Origin of the sequence: Cryobacterium sp. Y57, assembly GCF_002929505.1 — a bacterium.
Lineage (GTDB): Bacteria > Actinomycetota > Actinomycetes > Actinomycetales > Microbacteriaceae > Cryobacterium.
Map to the genome: position 1 here is coordinate 1 of NZ_PJJL01000070.1, position 15,432 is coordinate 15,432.

The 15,432-nt window shown below is 64.0% G+C and carries 15 protein-coding genes and 1 pseudogene; 5 read left to right on the forward strand and 11 right to left on the reverse strand.

The genetic code is table 11. From position 1 onward, the window contains the following. Nucleotides 1-204: 204 nt before the first annotated feature. From CXY72_RS12815 to xseA, 6 genes are all read right to left on the reverse strand, one after another. Nucleotides 205-660 (reverse strand): SRPBCC family protein, encoded by a 456-nt coding sequence (locus CXY72_RS12815; protein ID WP_104128077.1) that lies wholly within the window; start codon nucleotides 658-660, stop codon nucleotides 205-207. A gap of 337 nt (nucleotides 661-997) precedes the next feature. Further along, nucleotides 998-2,422, reverse strand: coding sequence for an aspartate ammonia-lyase (locus CXY72_RS12820; RefSeq protein WP_104128078.1), 1,425 nt, complete (start codon nucleotides 2,420-2,422; stop codon nucleotides 998-1,000). A 58-nt stretch (nucleotides 2,423-2,480) separates the two neighbouring features. Then, nucleotides 2,481-3,131 (reverse strand): carbonic anhydrase, encoded by a 651-nt coding sequence (locus CXY72_RS12825; protein WP_304466365.1) that lies wholly within the window; start codon nucleotides 3,129-3,131, stop codon nucleotides 2,481-2,483. Next, nucleotides 3,128-3,781 (reverse strand): DUF4245 domain-containing protein, encoded by a 654-nt coding sequence (locus CXY72_RS12830; protein WP_158252569.1) that lies wholly within the window; start codon nucleotides 3,779-3,781, stop codon nucleotides 3,128-3,130. The genes CXY72_RS12825 and CXY72_RS12830 overlap by 4 nt, the downstream gene beginning before the upstream one ends. Beyond that, nucleotides 3,778-4,023, reverse strand: a complete 246-nt coding sequence (locus tag CXY72_RS12835) for an exodeoxyribonuclease VII small subunit (RefSeq protein WP_104128081.1) — start codon at nucleotides 4,021-4,023, stop codon at nucleotides 3,778-3,780. Before CXY72_RS12835 ends, CXY72_RS12830 begins: the two co-directional genes overlap by 4 nt. A 14-nt stretch (nucleotides 4,024-4,037) precedes the next feature. Further along, nucleotides 4,038-5,261 carry an exodeoxyribonuclease VII large subunit gene (xseA, locus tag CXY72_RS12840; RefSeq protein WP_104128082.1) on the reverse strand — a complete coding sequence of 408 codons (1,224 nt, stop codon included), beginning with the start codon at nucleotides 5,259-5,261 and terminating at the stop codon, nucleotides 4,038-4,040. Nucleotides 5,262-5,396: 135 nt separating this feature from the next. Here xseA and CXY72_RS12845 point away from each other — a divergent pair, with 135 nt between their 5' ends. Then, the gene (locus CXY72_RS12845; RefSeq protein ID WP_104128083.1) at nucleotides 5,397-6,437 is read left to right on the forward strand and encodes a 4-hydroxy-3-methylbut-2-enyl diphosphate reductase; all 1,041 of its coding nucleotides are present in this window, start codon (nucleotides 5,397-5,399) and stop codon (nucleotides 6,435-6,437) included. Nucleotides 6,438-6,545: 108 nt separating this feature from the next. On the opposite strand, the gene CXY72_RS20165 is transcribed toward CXY72_RS12845, so the two are convergent. Both CXY72_RS20165 and fbaA read right to left on the reverse strand, forming a co-directional pair. Next, nucleotides 6,546-7,166 (reverse strand): DUF6264 family protein, encoded by a 621-nt coding sequence (locus CXY72_RS20165; RefSeq protein ID WP_146071174.1) that lies wholly within the window; start codon nucleotides 7,164-7,166, stop codon nucleotides 6,546-6,548. Nucleotides 7,167-7,183: 17 nt separating this feature from the next. Further along, a complete protein-coding gene (gene fbaA / locus CXY72_RS12855) occupies nucleotides 7,184-8,209 on the reverse strand; it encodes a class II fructose-bisphosphate aldolase (RefSeq protein WP_104128085.1) in 1,026 nt (341 codons plus the stop codon). A gap of 208 nt (nucleotides 8,210-8,417) precedes the next feature. Here fbaA and glpX point away from each other — a divergent pair, with 208 nt between their 5' ends. Then, nucleotides 8,418-9,350 (forward strand): class II fructose-bisphosphatase, encoded by a 933-nt coding sequence (gene glpX, locus CXY72_RS12860; protein ID WP_104128297.1) that lies wholly within the window; start codon nucleotides 8,418-8,420, stop codon nucleotides 9,348-9,350. 119 nt (nucleotides 9,351-9,469) lie between these two features. Here the strand turns inward: glpX and rmuC are convergent, their stop codons facing one another. Further along, nucleotides 9,470-10,918, reverse strand: coding sequence for a DNA recombination protein RmuC (gene rmuC, locus CXY72_RS12865; protein WP_104128086.1), 1,449 nt, complete (start codon nucleotides 10,916-10,918; stop codon nucleotides 9,470-9,472). A gap of 74 nt (nucleotides 10,919-10,992) precedes the next feature. Continuing rightward, nucleotides 10,993-11,607: an exonuclease domain-containing protein gene (locus tag CXY72_RS12870; RefSeq protein ID WP_104128087.1), complete on the reverse strand. Its 615-nt coding sequence runs from the start codon at nucleotides 11,605-11,607 to the stop codon at nucleotides 10,993-10,995. Between the two features lie 64 nt (nucleotides 11,608-11,671). Here CXY72_RS12870 and ychF point away from each other — a divergent pair, with 64 nt between their 5' ends. The 3 genes and pseudogenes from ychF to CXY72_RS12885 all read left to right on the forward strand — a co-directional run bounded on the left by ychF (nucleotide 11,672) and on the right by CXY72_RS12885 (nucleotide 13,989). Further along, nucleotides 11,672-12,745: a redox-regulated ATPase YchF gene (gene ychF / locus CXY72_RS12875; RefSeq protein ID WP_104128088.1), complete on the forward strand. Its 1,074-nt coding sequence runs from the start codon at nucleotides 11,672-11,674 to the stop codon at nucleotides 12,743-12,745. Nucleotides 12,746-12,839: 94 nt separating this feature from the next. Beyond that, a pseudogene (locus CXY72_RS20170) lies at nucleotides 12,840-13,031 on the forward strand (HigA family addiction module antitoxin); the annotation flags it as partial. A 76-nt stretch (nucleotides 13,032-13,107) separates the two neighbouring features. Then, nucleotides 13,108-13,989: a hypothetical protein gene (locus tag CXY72_RS12885; RefSeq protein WP_092450349.1), complete on the forward strand. Its 882-nt coding sequence runs from the start codon at nucleotides 13,108-13,110 to the stop codon at nucleotides 13,987-13,989. Between the two features lie 293 nt (nucleotides 13,990-14,282). On the opposite strand, the gene CXY72_RS12890 is transcribed toward CXY72_RS12885, so the two are convergent. After that, nucleotides 14,283-15,230 (reverse strand): SMP-30/gluconolactonase/LRE family protein, encoded by a 948-nt coding sequence (locus CXY72_RS12890; RefSeq protein WP_104128089.1) that lies wholly within the window; start codon nucleotides 15,228-15,230, stop codon nucleotides 14,283-14,285. Between the last annotated feature and the right edge of the window lie 202 nt (nucleotides 15,231-15,432).

The following is a 15,432-nucleotide window of genomic DNA, read 5'->3' on the forward strand; positions in this document are numbered from 1 at the left end:
AGAATACGTTGTAGATGGTGCCGTACTGGGTCTGGGTTAGGGAGTCAGGTATCACGATGTCCTCTACTGTCCACGAGCATTCGTTGAAATTACGGGGAACGAACCAAAATGACTATCCGAGTTGCGTAGCACAACTTACTCCGGCTGTGCGACTTTCCCGGCCAACGCCGCACGGACAATCCGGAGGTTGGCCGCGCGACCGTGTCACGCCTCGACGTTTCCGCGCCACCCGCCTTGGTCGGTTCCCTTCGCCTCGATGAATTCCTTGAAGTTGGCCAGGTCCTTCTTGATGGCGTGATTGTCCACACCAAGAATGGCCCCGGCCTTCTCGAGCAGCCCGGTGGCCTCCCAGTCGAGCTGAACCGTCACGCGAGTCTCATTCATGGCCAACTTGTGGAACGTGACAACCCCCGCATGGTCCACCTCGCCGCCGGTGCTGTTCCAGGCAACGCGCTCGTCGGGGTGCTGCTCGGTGATCCGAGCCTCAAAGGTGCGCTCCACGCCGCCGATTTTCACCTTCCACTCGGTGAGCGTGTCGGTCACCTGCGTGATGGATTCCACGAAAGTCAGAAACTTGGGAAATTCCTTGAATTTAGTCCACTGGTTGTAAGCGACGCTGACGGGGACATTGACGTCGACGGTCTCGATGGCGTTCGGCACACTAACCTCCTGAAGAGAATGGAACTGAAGAAGTATTTTCTGCAAGTCCCGTTCACAGTACTCAAGGCTGGCAGGAGGTCAACCCGGTGAGAGCATGAAAGTGCCAGTACGCGAAAGCTCAGCAGTGCGTACCTGCGGTCGTGGACGATCAAGACAGAGAGGGGCGACGCGACGACGAGCGACATCCGCGAAACCGCCTCAGGCCGCTCACACCGAAGGACCCTGCAGCCGCTGAGCACCATTGCTTTGCACCCAGCTGAGAAAACGGGTCGCGGACGTACGCCAGAAGCCGACACCTCTCATTTGCGAGGTATCGGCTTCGAGTTGGGCTGCGGTATTACTTCTTTTGCGGCGGACGCGTCATGCTCAGCACGTCGAGCGCGGTGTCGAGCTCGGCAAGCGTCAGATCGCCGCGTTCGACGTGGCCGAGGGCGATAACGGACTCACGCACGGTGAGGCCCTCAGCGACGGCCTTCTTGGCAACCTTCGCGGCGGCTTCGTAGCCGATAACCCGGTTGAGCGGGGTGACGATCGACGGCGACTTCTCGGCCAGCGCACGAGCGTGTTCAAGGTTGGCGACGAGACCGTCGACGGTCTTGTCGGCGAGCACGCGGGTCGCGTTGGTCAGCAGACGGATTGATTCGAGTAGGGCGGTGCCCATGACCGGGATGCCGACGTTGAGCTCGAACGACCCCGAGGCACCCGACCAGGCGATGGTGGCATCGTTGCCGATGACGCGGGAGCAGACCATGAGCACGGCTTCCGGAATGACCGGGTTGACTTTGCCGGGCATGATCGATGAGCCGGGCTGCAGGTCGGGGATGCTGATCTCGCCGAACCCGGTGTTGGGGCCGGATCCCATCCAGCGCAGGTCGTTACAGATCTTGGTCAGCGAGACGGCGATGGTGCGCAGGGCACCGGAAGCGTCGACCAGCCCGTCGCGGTTGGCTTGGGCTTCGAAGTGATCACGCGCTTCGGTGATCGGCAGCTCGGTTTCCTGCACGAGCAATTCGATGACGAGTTGCGGGAAGCCGTACGGAGTATTAATGCCGGTGCCGACCGCGGTGCCGCCGAGGGGAACTTCGGCGACGCGGGGGAGTGCCGTGCGGATGCGTTCGATGCCGAGGCGCATCTGGCGCGCGTAGCCGCCGAACTCCTGGCCGAGGGTGACCGGAGTGGCATCCATCAGGTGGGTACGGCCGGCCTTGACAGCCTCTTTCCACAGTTCCGCCTTGGCCTCGAAGGAGACGGCGAGGTGATCAAGCGAGGGGATGAGTTCGTCGATCAGGGCGCTCGTCACAGCGATGTGCACCGAGGTGGGGAACACGTCGTTCGAGGACTGGCTCGCGTTGACATGGTCGTTCGGGTGCACGGAGCGGCCGAGGGCGCGGGTCGCGAGGGTTGCCAGGACCTCGTTCATGTTCATGTTCGAGGAGGTGCCGCTGCCGGTCTGGTAGACATCGATGGGAAATTCGGTGTCGAACTGCCCGGTGATGACCTCGTCAGCGGCCGTGGCGATCGCGGCGGCGATGTCCGCATCGAGCACGCCGAGCTGGGCATTGGCGAGAGCCGCTGACTTCTTGATCCGGGCGAGAGCGGCGATCTGGGCGGACTCGAGTGTGGAGCCGGAGATCGGGAAGTTTTCGACGGCGCGCTGGGTTTGGGCACCGTAGAGAGCATCCGTTGGAACGCGGACCTCACCCATCGTGTCATGTTCGATCCGGTAGCCGGTTTGTGCGGAGGTGTCCACCACTGTGTGCATTCCCTTTCGGTGCTGTATGAGATTGTGCTGTGCGCAACGGGTACGCGGGTGGTCTGGTCTAAATGACACCGACCACGATGTTGGGGTCGGCGTGACCCTCGCGAAGAACGTAGTTCGCACCGACGATAGCCAATGTACCTTCTGCGATGGCCGCGCTGATCACCTCGGACTGCTCGAGCAGCTCGGTGACGGTGTCTTTGAGATGTTCCCGGCCCACGTTGCCGGCATCGATTTGGGTGGGGTCTACAAAAGCGGATACCGGCTGCCCGCTCACCCGACGCACTGCCGGAACGATCTTTTCGATCACGTGCGTGATGTGTGCGGGAAGGGCCGGGGCATCCTCTGCCTGAGAGTCGATGGCGGCGCGCACCGCACCGCACTCGTCGTGGCCGAGCACGAGGATCAGCGGAACGTGCAGCACGGCCACGGCATATTCCAGGGATCCGAGTACTGACTCTGAGATGATCTGGCCGGCATTGCGCACGACGAAAAGGTCACCGAGGCCCTGGTCGAAGATGATTTCGGCGGCGAGGCGGGAGTCGCTGCAGCCGAACAGCGCGGCATGCGGGGTCTGCTGGCCGACCAGTTCGGCCCGCCGGTCGACGTCCTGGCGGTGCCGCGGGGAGCCCGCGACGAAGCGCTCGTTGCCTTCACGCATTTCGTTCCAAGCCTCAGCTGGAGAGGGCGTAGCCATAGGTGTGGGGTTCATGGGGCTCCATTCTTTGCCACATTGGCAGCTAACGCGGTGGCGAGGGTCTCGAAGTCGCCGGTGGGTGCCGTACCGATCAGCAGGTAGGTGCTCGTGCCAGCGGTCGTCACAAGCGCGTAGTCGAAATTGCCCCGATCGGCGGCGGGGGCACTGTTGCGGTAGACGTCCCAGGTGACGCCCGCGATGCTGGCGGTGTCAACGACGGGGGAGTCGGGCAGTTTCTGGGCCAGCCAGGTGGGGTTCGCGTCGAAGGCCTGGTTGAAACCGATGAACTGGTTGTCAGGCGTGAGTAATCCGATGTACCAGGACGGTACTTGGCCGTTAGTGCCGGCCTGCCACTCAGCGTCGTTGGCACTCCAGCCGTCCGGCAGCTCGGGGCTGGCGAGGGGGTGGTCAACGACCGGTTGTACCTGGGCGGCGATGGTCGCGTAGTCGACGTCGCGAGTGACCGGGTTGTCGTTGCGCGGCACCAGAAGCACGAGTACGAGCACGGCGCCCACCGTCACGAGCAGCGAGAGCACGAGATTGTTCACGGTCTTGTGCGAGCGATACTTGCGTGAATTCTCGGCGAGCCGGTCAGCGGTCTCCTGCGGAGTCTCCGGCCGACCGAGCTCGGCGACGATGCGCGGCGGTTTGGGAGCGCGGCTCATCTGCTGGGCGCGGCGTCTTCGGTCGTGGGCGCCGTGGCCGCGAGACGGGCCGCGTCGAGTCTGGCTTTGGCGCCGATCAACCATTCTTCGCAGCGGCGGGCGAGGGCTTCTCCGCGTTCCCACAGCGCCAGCGACTGCTCCAGGGTGCTCGAGCCCTGCTCGAGCTCGTTCACCACGCGAATGAGCTCGTCGCGGGCCTGTTCGTAGCTGAGATCACTGATGGCGGGGGCAGGCGAGGTCATAGGGTCTAGTCTAATTATTTCGACGCAGCGCTGGGGACACCTGCAATGGCGGCGACGGTTCCGTGGGCCAGGGTGAGCAATAGCTCGGTTCCGACCGGGGAATCATCGGCGCGGCGCAGTACGAGGCCATCAGGCAGTTGGGCAATCGCGTAACCACGGTCCAGGGTGCCCTGGGGCGAGAGGGCGCGCAGCTGGGAGCGCAGTTCCACCACGGCGGCCTCGGCACGCTCGAGAATGCGCCCGGTCAGTTCGGCGCCGCGCGCAACGTAGCGGGTGAGGTCTTCGCTGCGGGAGTCGATGATCCAGCGCGGGTCGACGAGCACCGGCCGACTGCGCAACTGCGAGATTCGATCGATTTCCGACGAGAGGATGCCCGTGAGCCGGCTGCTGAGACGCGCCCGGGCCTGCTGCACCCGGTTCAGCTCGTCGCTGACGTCGGGAACGACGCGCTTGGCGGCATCCGTCGGGGTGGACGCGCGCAGGTCGGCCACCTCGTCGAGCAGCGGACGGTCGGCTTCGTGCCCGATCGCGCTCACCAGCGGCGTCACACAAGCGGCCGCGGCGCGCACCAGGCTTTCCTCGCTGAAGGTGAGCAGGTTCTGAAAGTCGCCGCCGCCGCGCGCGACGATGATCACGTCGACCTCGGGATCAGCATCAAGACGCGCGATGGCACTGGTGACCTCGCCAACGGCGCGATCACCCTGCACGGCGGCGTGAGCGACCCGAAAGTTGACGGCCGGCCAGCGCAGCTGGGCGTTGCGAATGACGTCTTTCTCGGCGTCGGAATCTTTTCCGGTCACGAGGCCGATGCAGTGCGGCAGAAACGGCAGGCGCTTCTTGCGGGAGGCGTCGAACAGACCCTCGCTCGCGAGTTGCTTGCGCAGCCGTTCCAGCCGCTCGAGCAGGTCACCGAGCCCGACGTGGCGCATGTCGAAGGCCTGCATGGTGAGCGTGCCGCCCTTGACCCAGAAGTTGGGCTTGACCAGCGCGACGACGCGGTCACCCGCCTTGAAGTCGGCGGTGAGTTTGGCGCGCACCGACGACCAGATCGTGAAACTTACCGTGGCATCTTCGGAGAGGTCCTTGAGCTTGCCGTAGACGTTGCCGCCGCTTGCGCCCCACTGGGTGATCTCACCCTCGACCCAGACCATGCCGAGGCGTTCGATGTAACCGCGAATCTTGCCCGAGAGCAGGGCGACCGGCCACGGTGCTTCCACGGTGGCGGGGGCGTCCGTCATGCGGTGGTCCTGGGTGTTGTGGTGGCTGTGGGCACAGTCGGATCCTCCCAGATTTCTTCGATCGTGCGTGCGTAGACTGAGGCGGTGAACACCAGCGCGCACACTACAAGCAAGCCTCCCATTGTCGGCCTGGGTATGCCGCGCATTCCCAGTGCTCGCAACAGACTCAAGGATACCCCGGTGGTCGGACAGAAGCGCGTGCTGCTCGCCGCCCCGCGCGGGTATTGCGCCGGGGTCGACCGTGCGGTCATCGCGGTCGAGAAAGCGCTCGAGCACTACGGCGCCCCGGTTTACGTGCGCAAGCAGATTGTGCACAACGTCCACGTGGTTTCCGAACTCGAAAATCTGGGTGCGATCTTCGTCGACGAGGTCGATGAGGTGCCGCACGGCGCGCACATCGTCTTCAGCGCCCACGGCGTCTCACCGGCCGTTGTCGATGCGGCTGCCGCGCGCGGCCTGCAGGCCATCGACGCCACCTGCCCGCTGGTGACCAAGGTGCACCGCGAAGCCGTGCGCTTCGCCCGCGACGATTTTCAGATTCTGCTGATCGGCCACGAAGGCCACGAAGAGGTCGAGGGTACCGCCGGCGAGGCACCCGAGCACACCACCCTGGTCGGCAGCCCGGAGGAAGCCGACACGGTCGTCGTGCGCGACCCGGACCGCGTGGTCTGGCTGTCGCAGACCACGCTGAGTGTCGACGAGACCATGGAGACCGTGCGCCGGTTGCGGGCGCGTTTTCCCAACCTGCAGGATCCGCCCAGCGACGACATCTGCTATGCCACCCAGAACCGCCAGGTCGCCATCAAGAAGGTCGCCCGCGACTCCGACCTGGTGATCGTGGTCGGTTCCGCCAACTCGTCCAACTCGGTGCGGCTGGTCGAGGTGGCCCTGGAATACGGTGCCAAGGCCGCGTACCGCGTCGACTTCGCAAGCGAGGTCAAACAGGAGTGGCTCGACAATGCGGCGACCGTAGGGGTGACGAGTGGGGCATCCGTTCCCGAAGAACTTGTCGATGAACTGCTCGAAGCGCTCGCCGATGCCGGTTACCGCGACGTCGAGCAGGTCAAGACCGCCCAGGAAGACCTCATCTTCTCGCTGCCCAAGGAACTGCGCAAAGACCTCTCCGGCGAAATGGACACCCGTGCCTTCGGCGGTCGCGCCGCCCCGGCCGAGTAGGCGACCCCGGCCGAGTAGGCGACCCCGGCCGAGTAGGCGACCCCGGCCGAGTAGGCGACCTCGGCCGAGTAGGCGACCTCGGCCGAGTAGGCGACCGAGGCCTGCGAGCTACTGCTGGCTCAGGAAGTTGATGAGCGTTTGGTCGCCGAGCATAGCGGCGAGAATGAAGGAGAACAGCACAACGGTCGAGACGGCGCCCCCGATGAGCGGCACGTAGAACGCTCGCCGGTGTCTGAGGAGCAGACCAATTGACACCGCCGTGGCAGCCAGCCAGACGAAGACTACGGCGATGGCCCCGACCGTGGTCAACGGGCCAATGCTGGCGGTGGGTGTGTAGGTTCCCAGCCCCTGCTGGGTGTAGATCAACTGCATAGCGTCGGGGAGCGCGCCGAGTGAAAACGCGCCGTACAGGGTGGCCAGCAGTCCGAACGCCAGCAGCCCGATAGTCAACGGCTGGTCCCAGCGTGGCGCGGTGCGCCTGGCTGGCCGGGATGGTTGGCCTCGCTGGTACTGCTGTTCCGGTTCTGACGGAGCCGCCGGAATGACCGGCTGGTTCGCGCGTGGCGGCCCGCCTGCTCCCGCCCCGACAATGGGGGCGGGAGCAGGTTCAACTTTGGCTTCTTCTTGTGGAGGCTGCCAAGTCCAGCCCTCAGGGGCGAGTTCGCCGTACTGGGGCCGTGGGCGTGGGTTTTTCGCGGGGGGTGGAACGGAGTCCGGGTTCTCTGACATTGCTCTAACTGCGTGCTCTAACTGTTTGAGTGCCCGGCTGAGCCGAGCTGGCGGGTGGCATCGACAACGCGAGCGGCCATGGCCGACTCGGCCACCTTGCCCCACGCGCGCGGGTCGTAAACTTTCTTGTTGCCGACTTCGCCGTCGACCTTGATCACGCTGTCGTAGTTCTTGAGCATGTAATCGGCGATCGAACGGGTGAAGGCGTACTGGGTGTCGGTGTCGATGTTCATCTTCACGACACCGTTGGCGACGGCTTCGGCGATTTCGGCATCGGTCGAGCCGGAGCCGCCGTGAAAGACGAGGTCGAGCGGCAGGGCGGCGAGCCCGAATTTGGCGGAGAGACCGGTCTGGATCTCCTTGAGCAGTTCCGGGCGCAGCTTCACGTTGCCAAGCTTGTAGACGCCATGCACGTTGCCGAAGGTGAGAGCGGCCATGTAACGGCCCTGCTCGCCGAGGCCGAGGGCCTCGACCATTTTGATTGCGTCGTCGAGGGTCGTGTACAGGTTCTCGTTCACGTCGGCCTGAACGCCGTCTTCTTCGCCGCCGACGGCGCCGATCTCCACTTCGAGGATGGCGTTGATCGCGCGGGTGCGCTTCAGAATGTCCGTAGCGATGTCAAGGTTCTTGTCGAGCGCGATGGCTGAACCGTCCCACATGTGCGACTGGAAGATAGGTTTGCCGCCATCGGCGACCGCGGACTCCGAAGCTTCGATGAGCGGGATGACGAAGTCGCCGAGAGCGCTCTCTGCACAGTGATCGGTGTGCAGCGCGACGGTGATCGGGTAGTTGTCAGCGACCGAGTGCGCAAAGCGGGCGAACGCGAGTGCGCCGGAGGCCCGGTTCTTCACAGTGTGCCCGGCGAAGTAGTCGGCTCCACCGGTGGTGACCTGAATGATGCCGTCGGATCCGGCCTCGGTCAGGCCCTGGAGAACGGCGTTGATGCTCTGAGATGAGGACACGTTGAACGCCGGGTAGGCGAACCCGCCGGTCTTCGCTGTGTCGAGCATTGCGGCGTACTGGTCGGGGGTTGCGATAGGCATTGCTTCTCCTCGAAAATGTGCGGGGGTGTGACCCGAGTCTAGCGATGCCCGGTTCGGCGCGGTCCCTCGCGATAGGGTGACTCGGGCGGACAATCCGCGCGACCCGCCGCGCATCCGTCGTAATCGAAGTCGAACTTACGTCCGGGAGGACCTTTTGAACAACACCGAGACCGCCACTCTGTTTCAACACCCCGACCGTAACCTCGCTATGGAACTCGTGCGCGCCACCGAGGCCGCAGCTATCCGCGCCGTACCCTTCATCGGCCGCGGCGACAAGAACGCCGCCGACAAGGCCGCCGTCGACGCTATGCGCGTCTTTCTGGGCACCGTCAACTTCGACGGACTCATTGTTATCGGTGAGGGTGAAAAAGACGAAGCCCCCATGCTCTTCAACGGGGAACACGTCGGCAACGGTCGTGGCCCCGCCTGCGATATCGCCGTGGACCCGATCGACGGCACGAGCCTCACGGCCGCCGGCCGCCAGAACGCGGTCTCCGTCATCGCAGTGTCGGACCGCGGCACCATGCTCGACGCCTCATCGATCTTCTACATGGACAAGATCGTCACCAGCGCGGCCGGACGCGGCGTCGTCAGCCTGGACCAGCCGATCGCCGATAATATTCGCGATCTGGCGCAGGCTATGAAAAAGCCGGTCGGTGAAATGACGATCGCCGTGCTCGACCGTCCGCGCCACGCTGGCTTGATCGATGCCATTCGCAGTGCCGGTGCTGGCACACGTCTCATGCTCGACGGCGATGTCGCAGGCGGAATCAATGCCGCCCGGTACGAGACCCGCATCGACATGTGCGTCGGTATCGGCGGAAGCCCGGAAGGCATCACCACGGCCTGCGCACTCAAGGCGCTCGGCGGCTACATGCAGGGGCGTCTCGCCCCGAAGGACGACGCTGAGCGTGCCCGTGGCGTCGCAGCCGGGCTCGACATCGACAAGCTGCTGGAGATCGACGACATGGTCAGCGGAGACAACACGTTCTTCGTCGCAACCGGTGTGACCGACGGCGGCCTGGTCGACGGCGTGCGTCGTAAAGGCCCGATGATTCGCACCGAAAGCATCGTGCTGCGCTCGCGTTCAGGCACGGCTCGTCGCGTCATCGCCGAGCACCTCGCCGAGAAGTGGCTGTAAGCACTTCAACCGGCTTCTCGGGCCTCACCGAAACTACGCGCCTCGGGTCTGTTCGTTCAGATGCGAGGCGTGCAGTTTCGTGAGTCGCCTGCACGGCGCATGGCAGTGCAGCCACCGACTTACACGGGTACCTCGGAATCAGATTCGTTGACACCAGCGAGACGTCGGTTGATCACGCTGTGTTTAGCCTCGTTCAATTCAGCGCCGTTCAATTCAGCGCCGTCCAATCGCAGTGCAAGGTCCAGCGTGTCGCGTTCGGATGCCGGTGCCTCCAATTCGGGCGCGGTCAGTTTGCGCGGTGAATCGTGGATGATGGCCGGTTCGGTGAGCAGCCCGATCTTGGTCTGGTCGATCCCGGGAAACTGCCGGGCGGTCACGAGCACCCGGGATTCAAGCGAATTTGCGAACTTGTTGTAGCTGTCCACCGTGCGCTCCAACGCTTTGCGCAGCGACTCGGCATGGCCGGACAGCGCACCGAGCCGCTGGTACAGGGCATTGCCGAGGTCGAAGAGTTTCTGCGCCTCGTCGGTCACCGCCTGTTGCTGCCAGGTGAAGGCCACCGTCTTCAGCACCGCCCACAGATTCACCGGCGACGCCAGGGCCACTCGTTTACTGAACGAGTAATCCAGAATTGACGGGTCGGCCTCGAGCGCCGCCGACAGCAGGGACTCGCTGGGTATGAACGCGATCACGAACTCTGGGCTGGCATCGAAACCTTCCCAGTAGGTCTTCTTGGCGAGCGCGTCGATATGCATGCGCACAGCTTTCACATGCTTGTCGATCAGCAACTTGCGGCGGGCGCCTTCCTCGCCGGTGGCCGTGTAGGGAATGGTGCTCGCCTCGATATAGTGCTCGAGGGGAACCTTGGCGTCGATCGCGATCGACTTGTTGCCGGGCAGACGCACGACCATGTCGGGCCGGCCGAGCCCGGCATCTGTCGAGATGTTGGTCTGCGTGTTGAAATCCACGTACTGGGCGAGGCCGGCGGCTTCGACCACGCGGCGCAGCTGGGTCTCTCCCCACACACCGCGGGTGCTGTTGGAACGCAGAGCGCTCGCGAGCGATTCGGTGGTCACCCGCAGCTGTTGGTCAGAAATCTGGGCTTGCTTGAGTTGCTCCGAGAGCGATCCGTACTGTTCACTGCGCTGAGTTTCGAGCTCGGTGACCTTTTCCTGCATGGTGCGCAGGGTCTCGCGCACGGGGCTGAGGGCTTCGAGTACGAGGTGTTCGCGTTTCTCCCGCTCGGACTGCAGTTGCTGGTCAGAACGCTGCCGTTCACCGGTTTCGCGCGCCGTGGCCCGGTCGTGGTCAATCTGTGCAGAGAGTCCATCGACGGTGGCGAGGGCCGCCGACAACTCACTCTGCAGTGCGGCGCGAACGGTGGCCTCACTCGCCCGAGCCTCGGCGAGGGCCACCTGATGGCGTGCCTCAAGCACAGCAGGATCGTCTACGAGCGAGTCGTGGTTGGTAGCGCCCACACCGCGACGTTGTACGAGCACCAGCGTGAGCAGGGCGCCCAACGCGGCGCCGATGACCAGACCAACAATCAAACTCAGCATTGACTCCATGCTCAAAGTCTGCCAGTGCCCACCGACATCGCCGAAATGACACTCGGATCAGGCGAATTGCTGGCCTGCTCTGACTAGCTGAGCGCCATCGGACCGTGCGTTGACGCGTGCTCCCGTGTGGCCACCGGCCCAATTACGCCGACCTTGACCCGGGTCACATGGGCGAGCTGCTCAAGCGTGTCGACTTCGTGGCGCCCAGCCGCGTGAATCATGATGGCCGCACATGCCTCGGCGTCGGCGAGCGCATTGTGATGCGAGAAATCCTCGAAACCGGCCGCCAGGGCCGCCACCGGTAGCCGATACGAGTCCAGATGATAGGTGCGGCGGGCCACCTGCAGGCTGCAGACATAGCGAAAATCGGGCACCGGCTGGCCCGTCACGATCGACGCCGTCTTGATCACGCCGAGGTCGAACCCGGCGTTGTGGGCCACGAGATCGTCGCCGTCGACGAAGGCGACCAACTGCGGAAGCTGCTCGGCCCAGGTGGCTGCACCCACGACATCCGCTGCGGTGATGCCGTGAATACGAGTGTTCCACTCGGAGAATTCATCGTGCCCGGGAGGCGGGGCAATGAGCCAGTAGGCCGAATCGACGACCACGCCGTGACGAACTTTCACCATTCCGACGGAGCACGCCGAGGCGCCCGAGGAGTTGGCGGTTTCGAAATCGATCGCGGTAAAATTCAGCACACCTAATGTTCTCACGGGCCACCGACAGGGCCCGCGTCGCGAGCTGCCGGTAGAATAATTTCTCGTGGCTCTTACTATTGCAATCGTCGGACTCCCCAATGTGGGCAAGTCCACCCTCTTCAACGCCCTGACCAAGAACAACGTGCTCGCGGCGAACTACCCGTTCGCAACCATTGAGCCCAACGTTGGAATCGTGAACCTGCCCGATTCGCGCCTGGCCGACCTGGCAACCATTTATGGCAGCAAGGCCCTGTTGCCGGCACCGGTGTCGTTCGTCGACATCGCCGGCATCGTTCGTGGTGCGAGCGAGGGGGAGGGCCTCGGTAACAAATTCCTTGCCAACATTCGCGAAGCGGATGCCATCGCCCAGGTTATCCGCGGCTTCGCCGACCCTGACGTGGTGCACGTCGACGGCAAAGTCAACCCGGCCGGCGACATGGAAACCATCAACACCGAGCTGATCCTGGCCGACCTGCAGACCCTTGAGAAGGCCGTGCTGCGCTTCGAGAAAGAGGTCAAGGGCCGCAAGCTGGCGCCGCTCGTTCTGGAAACCGCGCTCAAGGCGCAGGCCATCCTCGACGGTGGCCAGCCGCTGTCCTCGGCCACGCTCGACATCGAGCCGATTCGGGAGCTTGGCCTGCTCACCGCCAAGCCGTTCATCTATGTCTTCAACGTCGATGAGGCCGTGCTGCAAGACCAGGCCCGGCTCGACACCCTCGCCGCGCTCGTCGCTCCGGCGAACGCCGTGTTCCTCGACGCGAAGCTCGAGAGTGAGCTGAGCGAACTCGACGCCGAAGACGCCGCCGAGATGCTCGCATCGACCGGTCAAGCCGAGAGTGGCCTCGACCAGCTCGCCCGCATCGGCTTCGACACCCTCGGCCTGCAGACCTACCTCACGGCCGGCCCCAAAGAGTGCCGCGCCTGGACCATTCATAAGGGTTGGACCGCGCCGCAGGCCGCTGGAGTCATTCACACCGACTTCCAGAAGGGTTTCATCAAGGCGGAGATCTTCTCCTTCGAAGACCTCATGGCCGCCGGTTCGATTGCCGAAGCCCGTTCCAAGGGCAAGGCACGCATCGAGGGCAAGGAATACGTCATGCAGGACGGCGACGTGGTCGAATTTAGGTTTAACGTCTAATCAGGCCGGCCAAGGCCGCTTCTTGCAGGTCGAGGAGGTCCGCCAGAGCCTTTTCTGATGGTCGAGGAGGCCCGCGAGGGCCGTCTCGAGCGCGGTGTCCGTCGGTGTGCCGCCTCGCCGCATCAACGAGGTCGTGCACGGCCAGCGTCGAATCACCGCGAACACGGCTCTCCGCCTGGCCAGGTACTTCGGCACCTCGGCGCAATTCTGGTTGACGTTGCAGGACCGGCATGACCGCGATGTTGCCGAGGATCGCATGGCTGAGCAGATTGCGGCAATCACTCCGCGCCGCCCGCGGGACAAAGACCCTTCTTTCGAGGCACGGCGAACCTGGTGGGCGGAGAGCGGACTAGCATTCGGTTATGCTCACGGTCGACTCGCTCAGGAACCTCCTCGCAACGGGCCGTTCGGGTGACCTTGCGGCCCGACTCGCTTCCGTTGAGCCGTACGAGCGCCGCGCGGCGTGCAAGCCCCTGGTTGGTCAGGCCAAGGCCATCCTGTGCGCGAGTTCAGCATCGACGGTGACTTCGTGGCTTCGCGATCTGCGAGCAGACTATCCCGGGGGGTACGCGCAATTCGTTGACGCCTGGACAGGGCCATTGGAACTAGGGCACTGGGATGCGGCGACCACCGTCCTGCTGGCCTCCAAAGTGCCCGCTCAGGCCGCGAAAGTCTGGCCGATACCAGAGGACCGTTCGTTTGCGCAGTGGGTGTACCCGGCCTTGTTCCCCAACGACCTCATCGCGTTCGTCGATCAATGGTCTTCGGATTTCGCAGCGAATCCCAAGAACTGGGACCGTAACCGGGGTCGGGCCGTGATGTATGAGTGGATTGAAGAAGGTCTCGTCGAGGCACCACATCATGATGGAGCTGTCTTGATGCTGATCAGCGGTTGGGCTGACAGGCCGGGGAAGCCGCTTTTGTACTGGCTGCTTGCGAGACCGAAAGTCACCAGGGTGCTCTTCGCTCGTCTCTTCACGACGCGTGGCATCAAAGGTGCTTCTTTGAGGCAGAGCGACCGGAGTGATGTCAACGATCCACTTCGAACAGTGGTCGTGCCCGGGCTCGTGGAGGCTGGAGTGTGGAGTCGGAGCTTCGTCGTTCAAGGCGTCGAGTCAGCCTTGAGAAGTGATCTGCCCGCCTACCAGCGCCGCTGGTTCGTTCAGCTCGGTGCAGACCTGGGTCTGCCGGCGGCGGGGACGACCGCACTCGCTCGCTCACCCGGTTCAGGGGTTGTTCTGTAACGTAACGTGGTGGAGTTCCGCTTCAACGTGTAGAGGGCATGCCTGTGGCGACAAGAAAGATACAGTCGGAGTGCCGATTCTGATTGTGGTGCCGCATCCCCTCCAAACGACGTGGTAGGTGTCAGAGTGAAGACGGGTCCGCGTGGTCGGGCCGGGATCGAGTCGATCCTGACACAAAGCGGAGTTCCCATCGGGGTAGCGGCGTTTATCGGCCGTGACCGCGCCACGGTGGCGGGACTGCCACCGCTGGGTTCGTGACCTGAAAGCTGGGGATGTGCGTCTGCAGGCGGTGGTCACCGATCGATGCGCACCACCGAGTAGGGGGTGTCGGGTGTCGGGGGAGTGCCGAAGCGGGCGTTCGGAAGGTAGAGTCCGTTGCCAAACTTCGCGATCGTCGTGGGCACCTGGAAGTCGGGGTCCGTGTACCGGTCGATGAGCTCTCCGCTGGTCCCGGCTGCATTGAGGTGGATAACGGCGACGGTGTTCAACTGATTCTGCACGACGTACAGGGTGCGCCCGACGACGAGCAGCCCGTCACCGTTGGGGAGCAGAAGCCCGCCCAGATCAACGACCGCGGCGCCGCCGGTCTCGGGATCGACGCGGAACAGAATGCCCGTGGACGACTGGATGACCAGGAGCGCGTGATGGTTGGGGGTCTCCGCGATGCCGTTCGCGTTGAAGCCCGGCTGCTGCATCCAGCTGCCCGACAGGGGGACGACTTCGATCGCATCCGCTCCAGGGAGCGCGCCGCCCGGTCCGAGGGGGAGCTTATAGAGCTGCGCCTGCTGGCTGTCGGTGAACCATGCGGCGTCGCGAGTCAGAACGACGTCGTTCACGAACGTTGGTGCACCGGTGAGGGCGTAGCTCTGCAGGAGGACGCCCGTGGCGACATCCACGACCCGCGCCTGGCCGGTGGGCCCGCCCGCGATGAAAAGCCGACCGCGGTTGTCGATCTTCAGGCCGACCGACGGAGTGCCCGGGCCCTCGAGGGTCCTGATGTTCTCGCCGGTACGCACGTCGAAGACGTAGACGTCGCCGTCGGCGAGTGAGCCGACGTAGGCAGTGCCGCGCGGGCCGATCGCGATTCCTTCGGGCTGGAATCCGTTGGGAAGCGCGATAACCTGCTCGAAATGACCGTGCTGTGGCTGCGCTGCGGCGTGGACTGCTGGTATCCCTGAAACAAGGAAGAGAGCACTCAATGCGGCGGCGGACAGTGTGCGTGCGACGATGCGACTGATCATGGCGATAACAATAGACCGGCTCGGGCGCTGCCAATAGGCCTGATCGGCCTCGGATAGGAAATCACCGGCCGGTCGCGGTTGTGGCGTCGTGAGCCAGTGCCGTCGCCGGATCCACGGATTGAACGGGTGGCGATCAGAAAGCTGAGGCCGTGGGGTGCGGCAGAAGTGCTCGACGACTTGACTACAGATTCAACGTTTAGAC

Bases quoted from the DNA above. Each gene is read 5' to 3' on its own strand.
- CXY72_RS12820 (WP_104128078.1), bottom strand. From the start codon at position 2,422: ATGCACACAGTGGTGGACACCTCCGCACAAACCGGCTACCGGATCGAA.
- CXY72_RS12825 (WP_304466365.1), bottom strand. From the start codon at position 3,131: ATGAACCCCACACCTATGGCTACGCCCTCTCCAGCTGAGGCTTGGAAC.
- CXY72_RS12830 (WP_158252569.1), bottom strand. From the start codon at position 3,781: ATGAGCCGCGCTCCCAAACCGCCGCGCATCGTCGCCGAGCTCGGTCGG.
- CXY72_RS12835 (WP_104128081.1), bottom strand. From the start codon at position 4,023: ATGACCTCGCCTGCCCCCGCCATCAGTGATCTCAGCTACGAACAGGCC.
- xseA (WP_104128082.1), bottom strand. From the start codon at position 5,261: ATGACGGACGCCCCCGCCACCGTGGAAGCACCGTGGCCGGTCGCCCTG.
- CXY72_RS12845 (WP_104128083.1), top strand. From the start codon at position 5,397: ATGCCGCGCATTCCCAGTGCTCGCAACAGACTCAAGGATACCCCGGTG.
- CXY72_RS20165 (WP_146071174.1), bottom strand. From the start codon at position 7,166: ATGTCAGAGAACCCGGACTCCGTTCCACCCCCCGCGAAAAACCCACGC.
- fbaA (WP_104128085.1), bottom strand. From the start codon at position 8,209: ATGCCTATCGCAACCCCCGACCAGTACGCCGCAATGCTCGACACAGCG.
- glpX (WP_104128297.1), top strand. From the start codon at position 8,418: ATGGAACTCGTGCGCGCCACCGAGGCCGCAGCTATCCGCGCCGTACCC.
- rmuC (WP_104128086.1), bottom strand. From the start codon at position 10,918: ATGGAGTCAATGCTGAGTTTGATTGTTGGTCTGGTCATCGGCGCCGCG.
- CXY72_RS12885 (WP_092450349.1), top strand. From the start codon at position 13,108: ATGCTCACGGTCGACTCGCTCAGGAACCTCCTCGCAACGGGCCGTTCG.
- CXY72_RS12890 (WP_104128089.1), bottom strand. From the start codon at position 15,230: ATGATCAGTCGCATCGTCGCACGCACACTGTCCGCCGCCGCATTGAGT.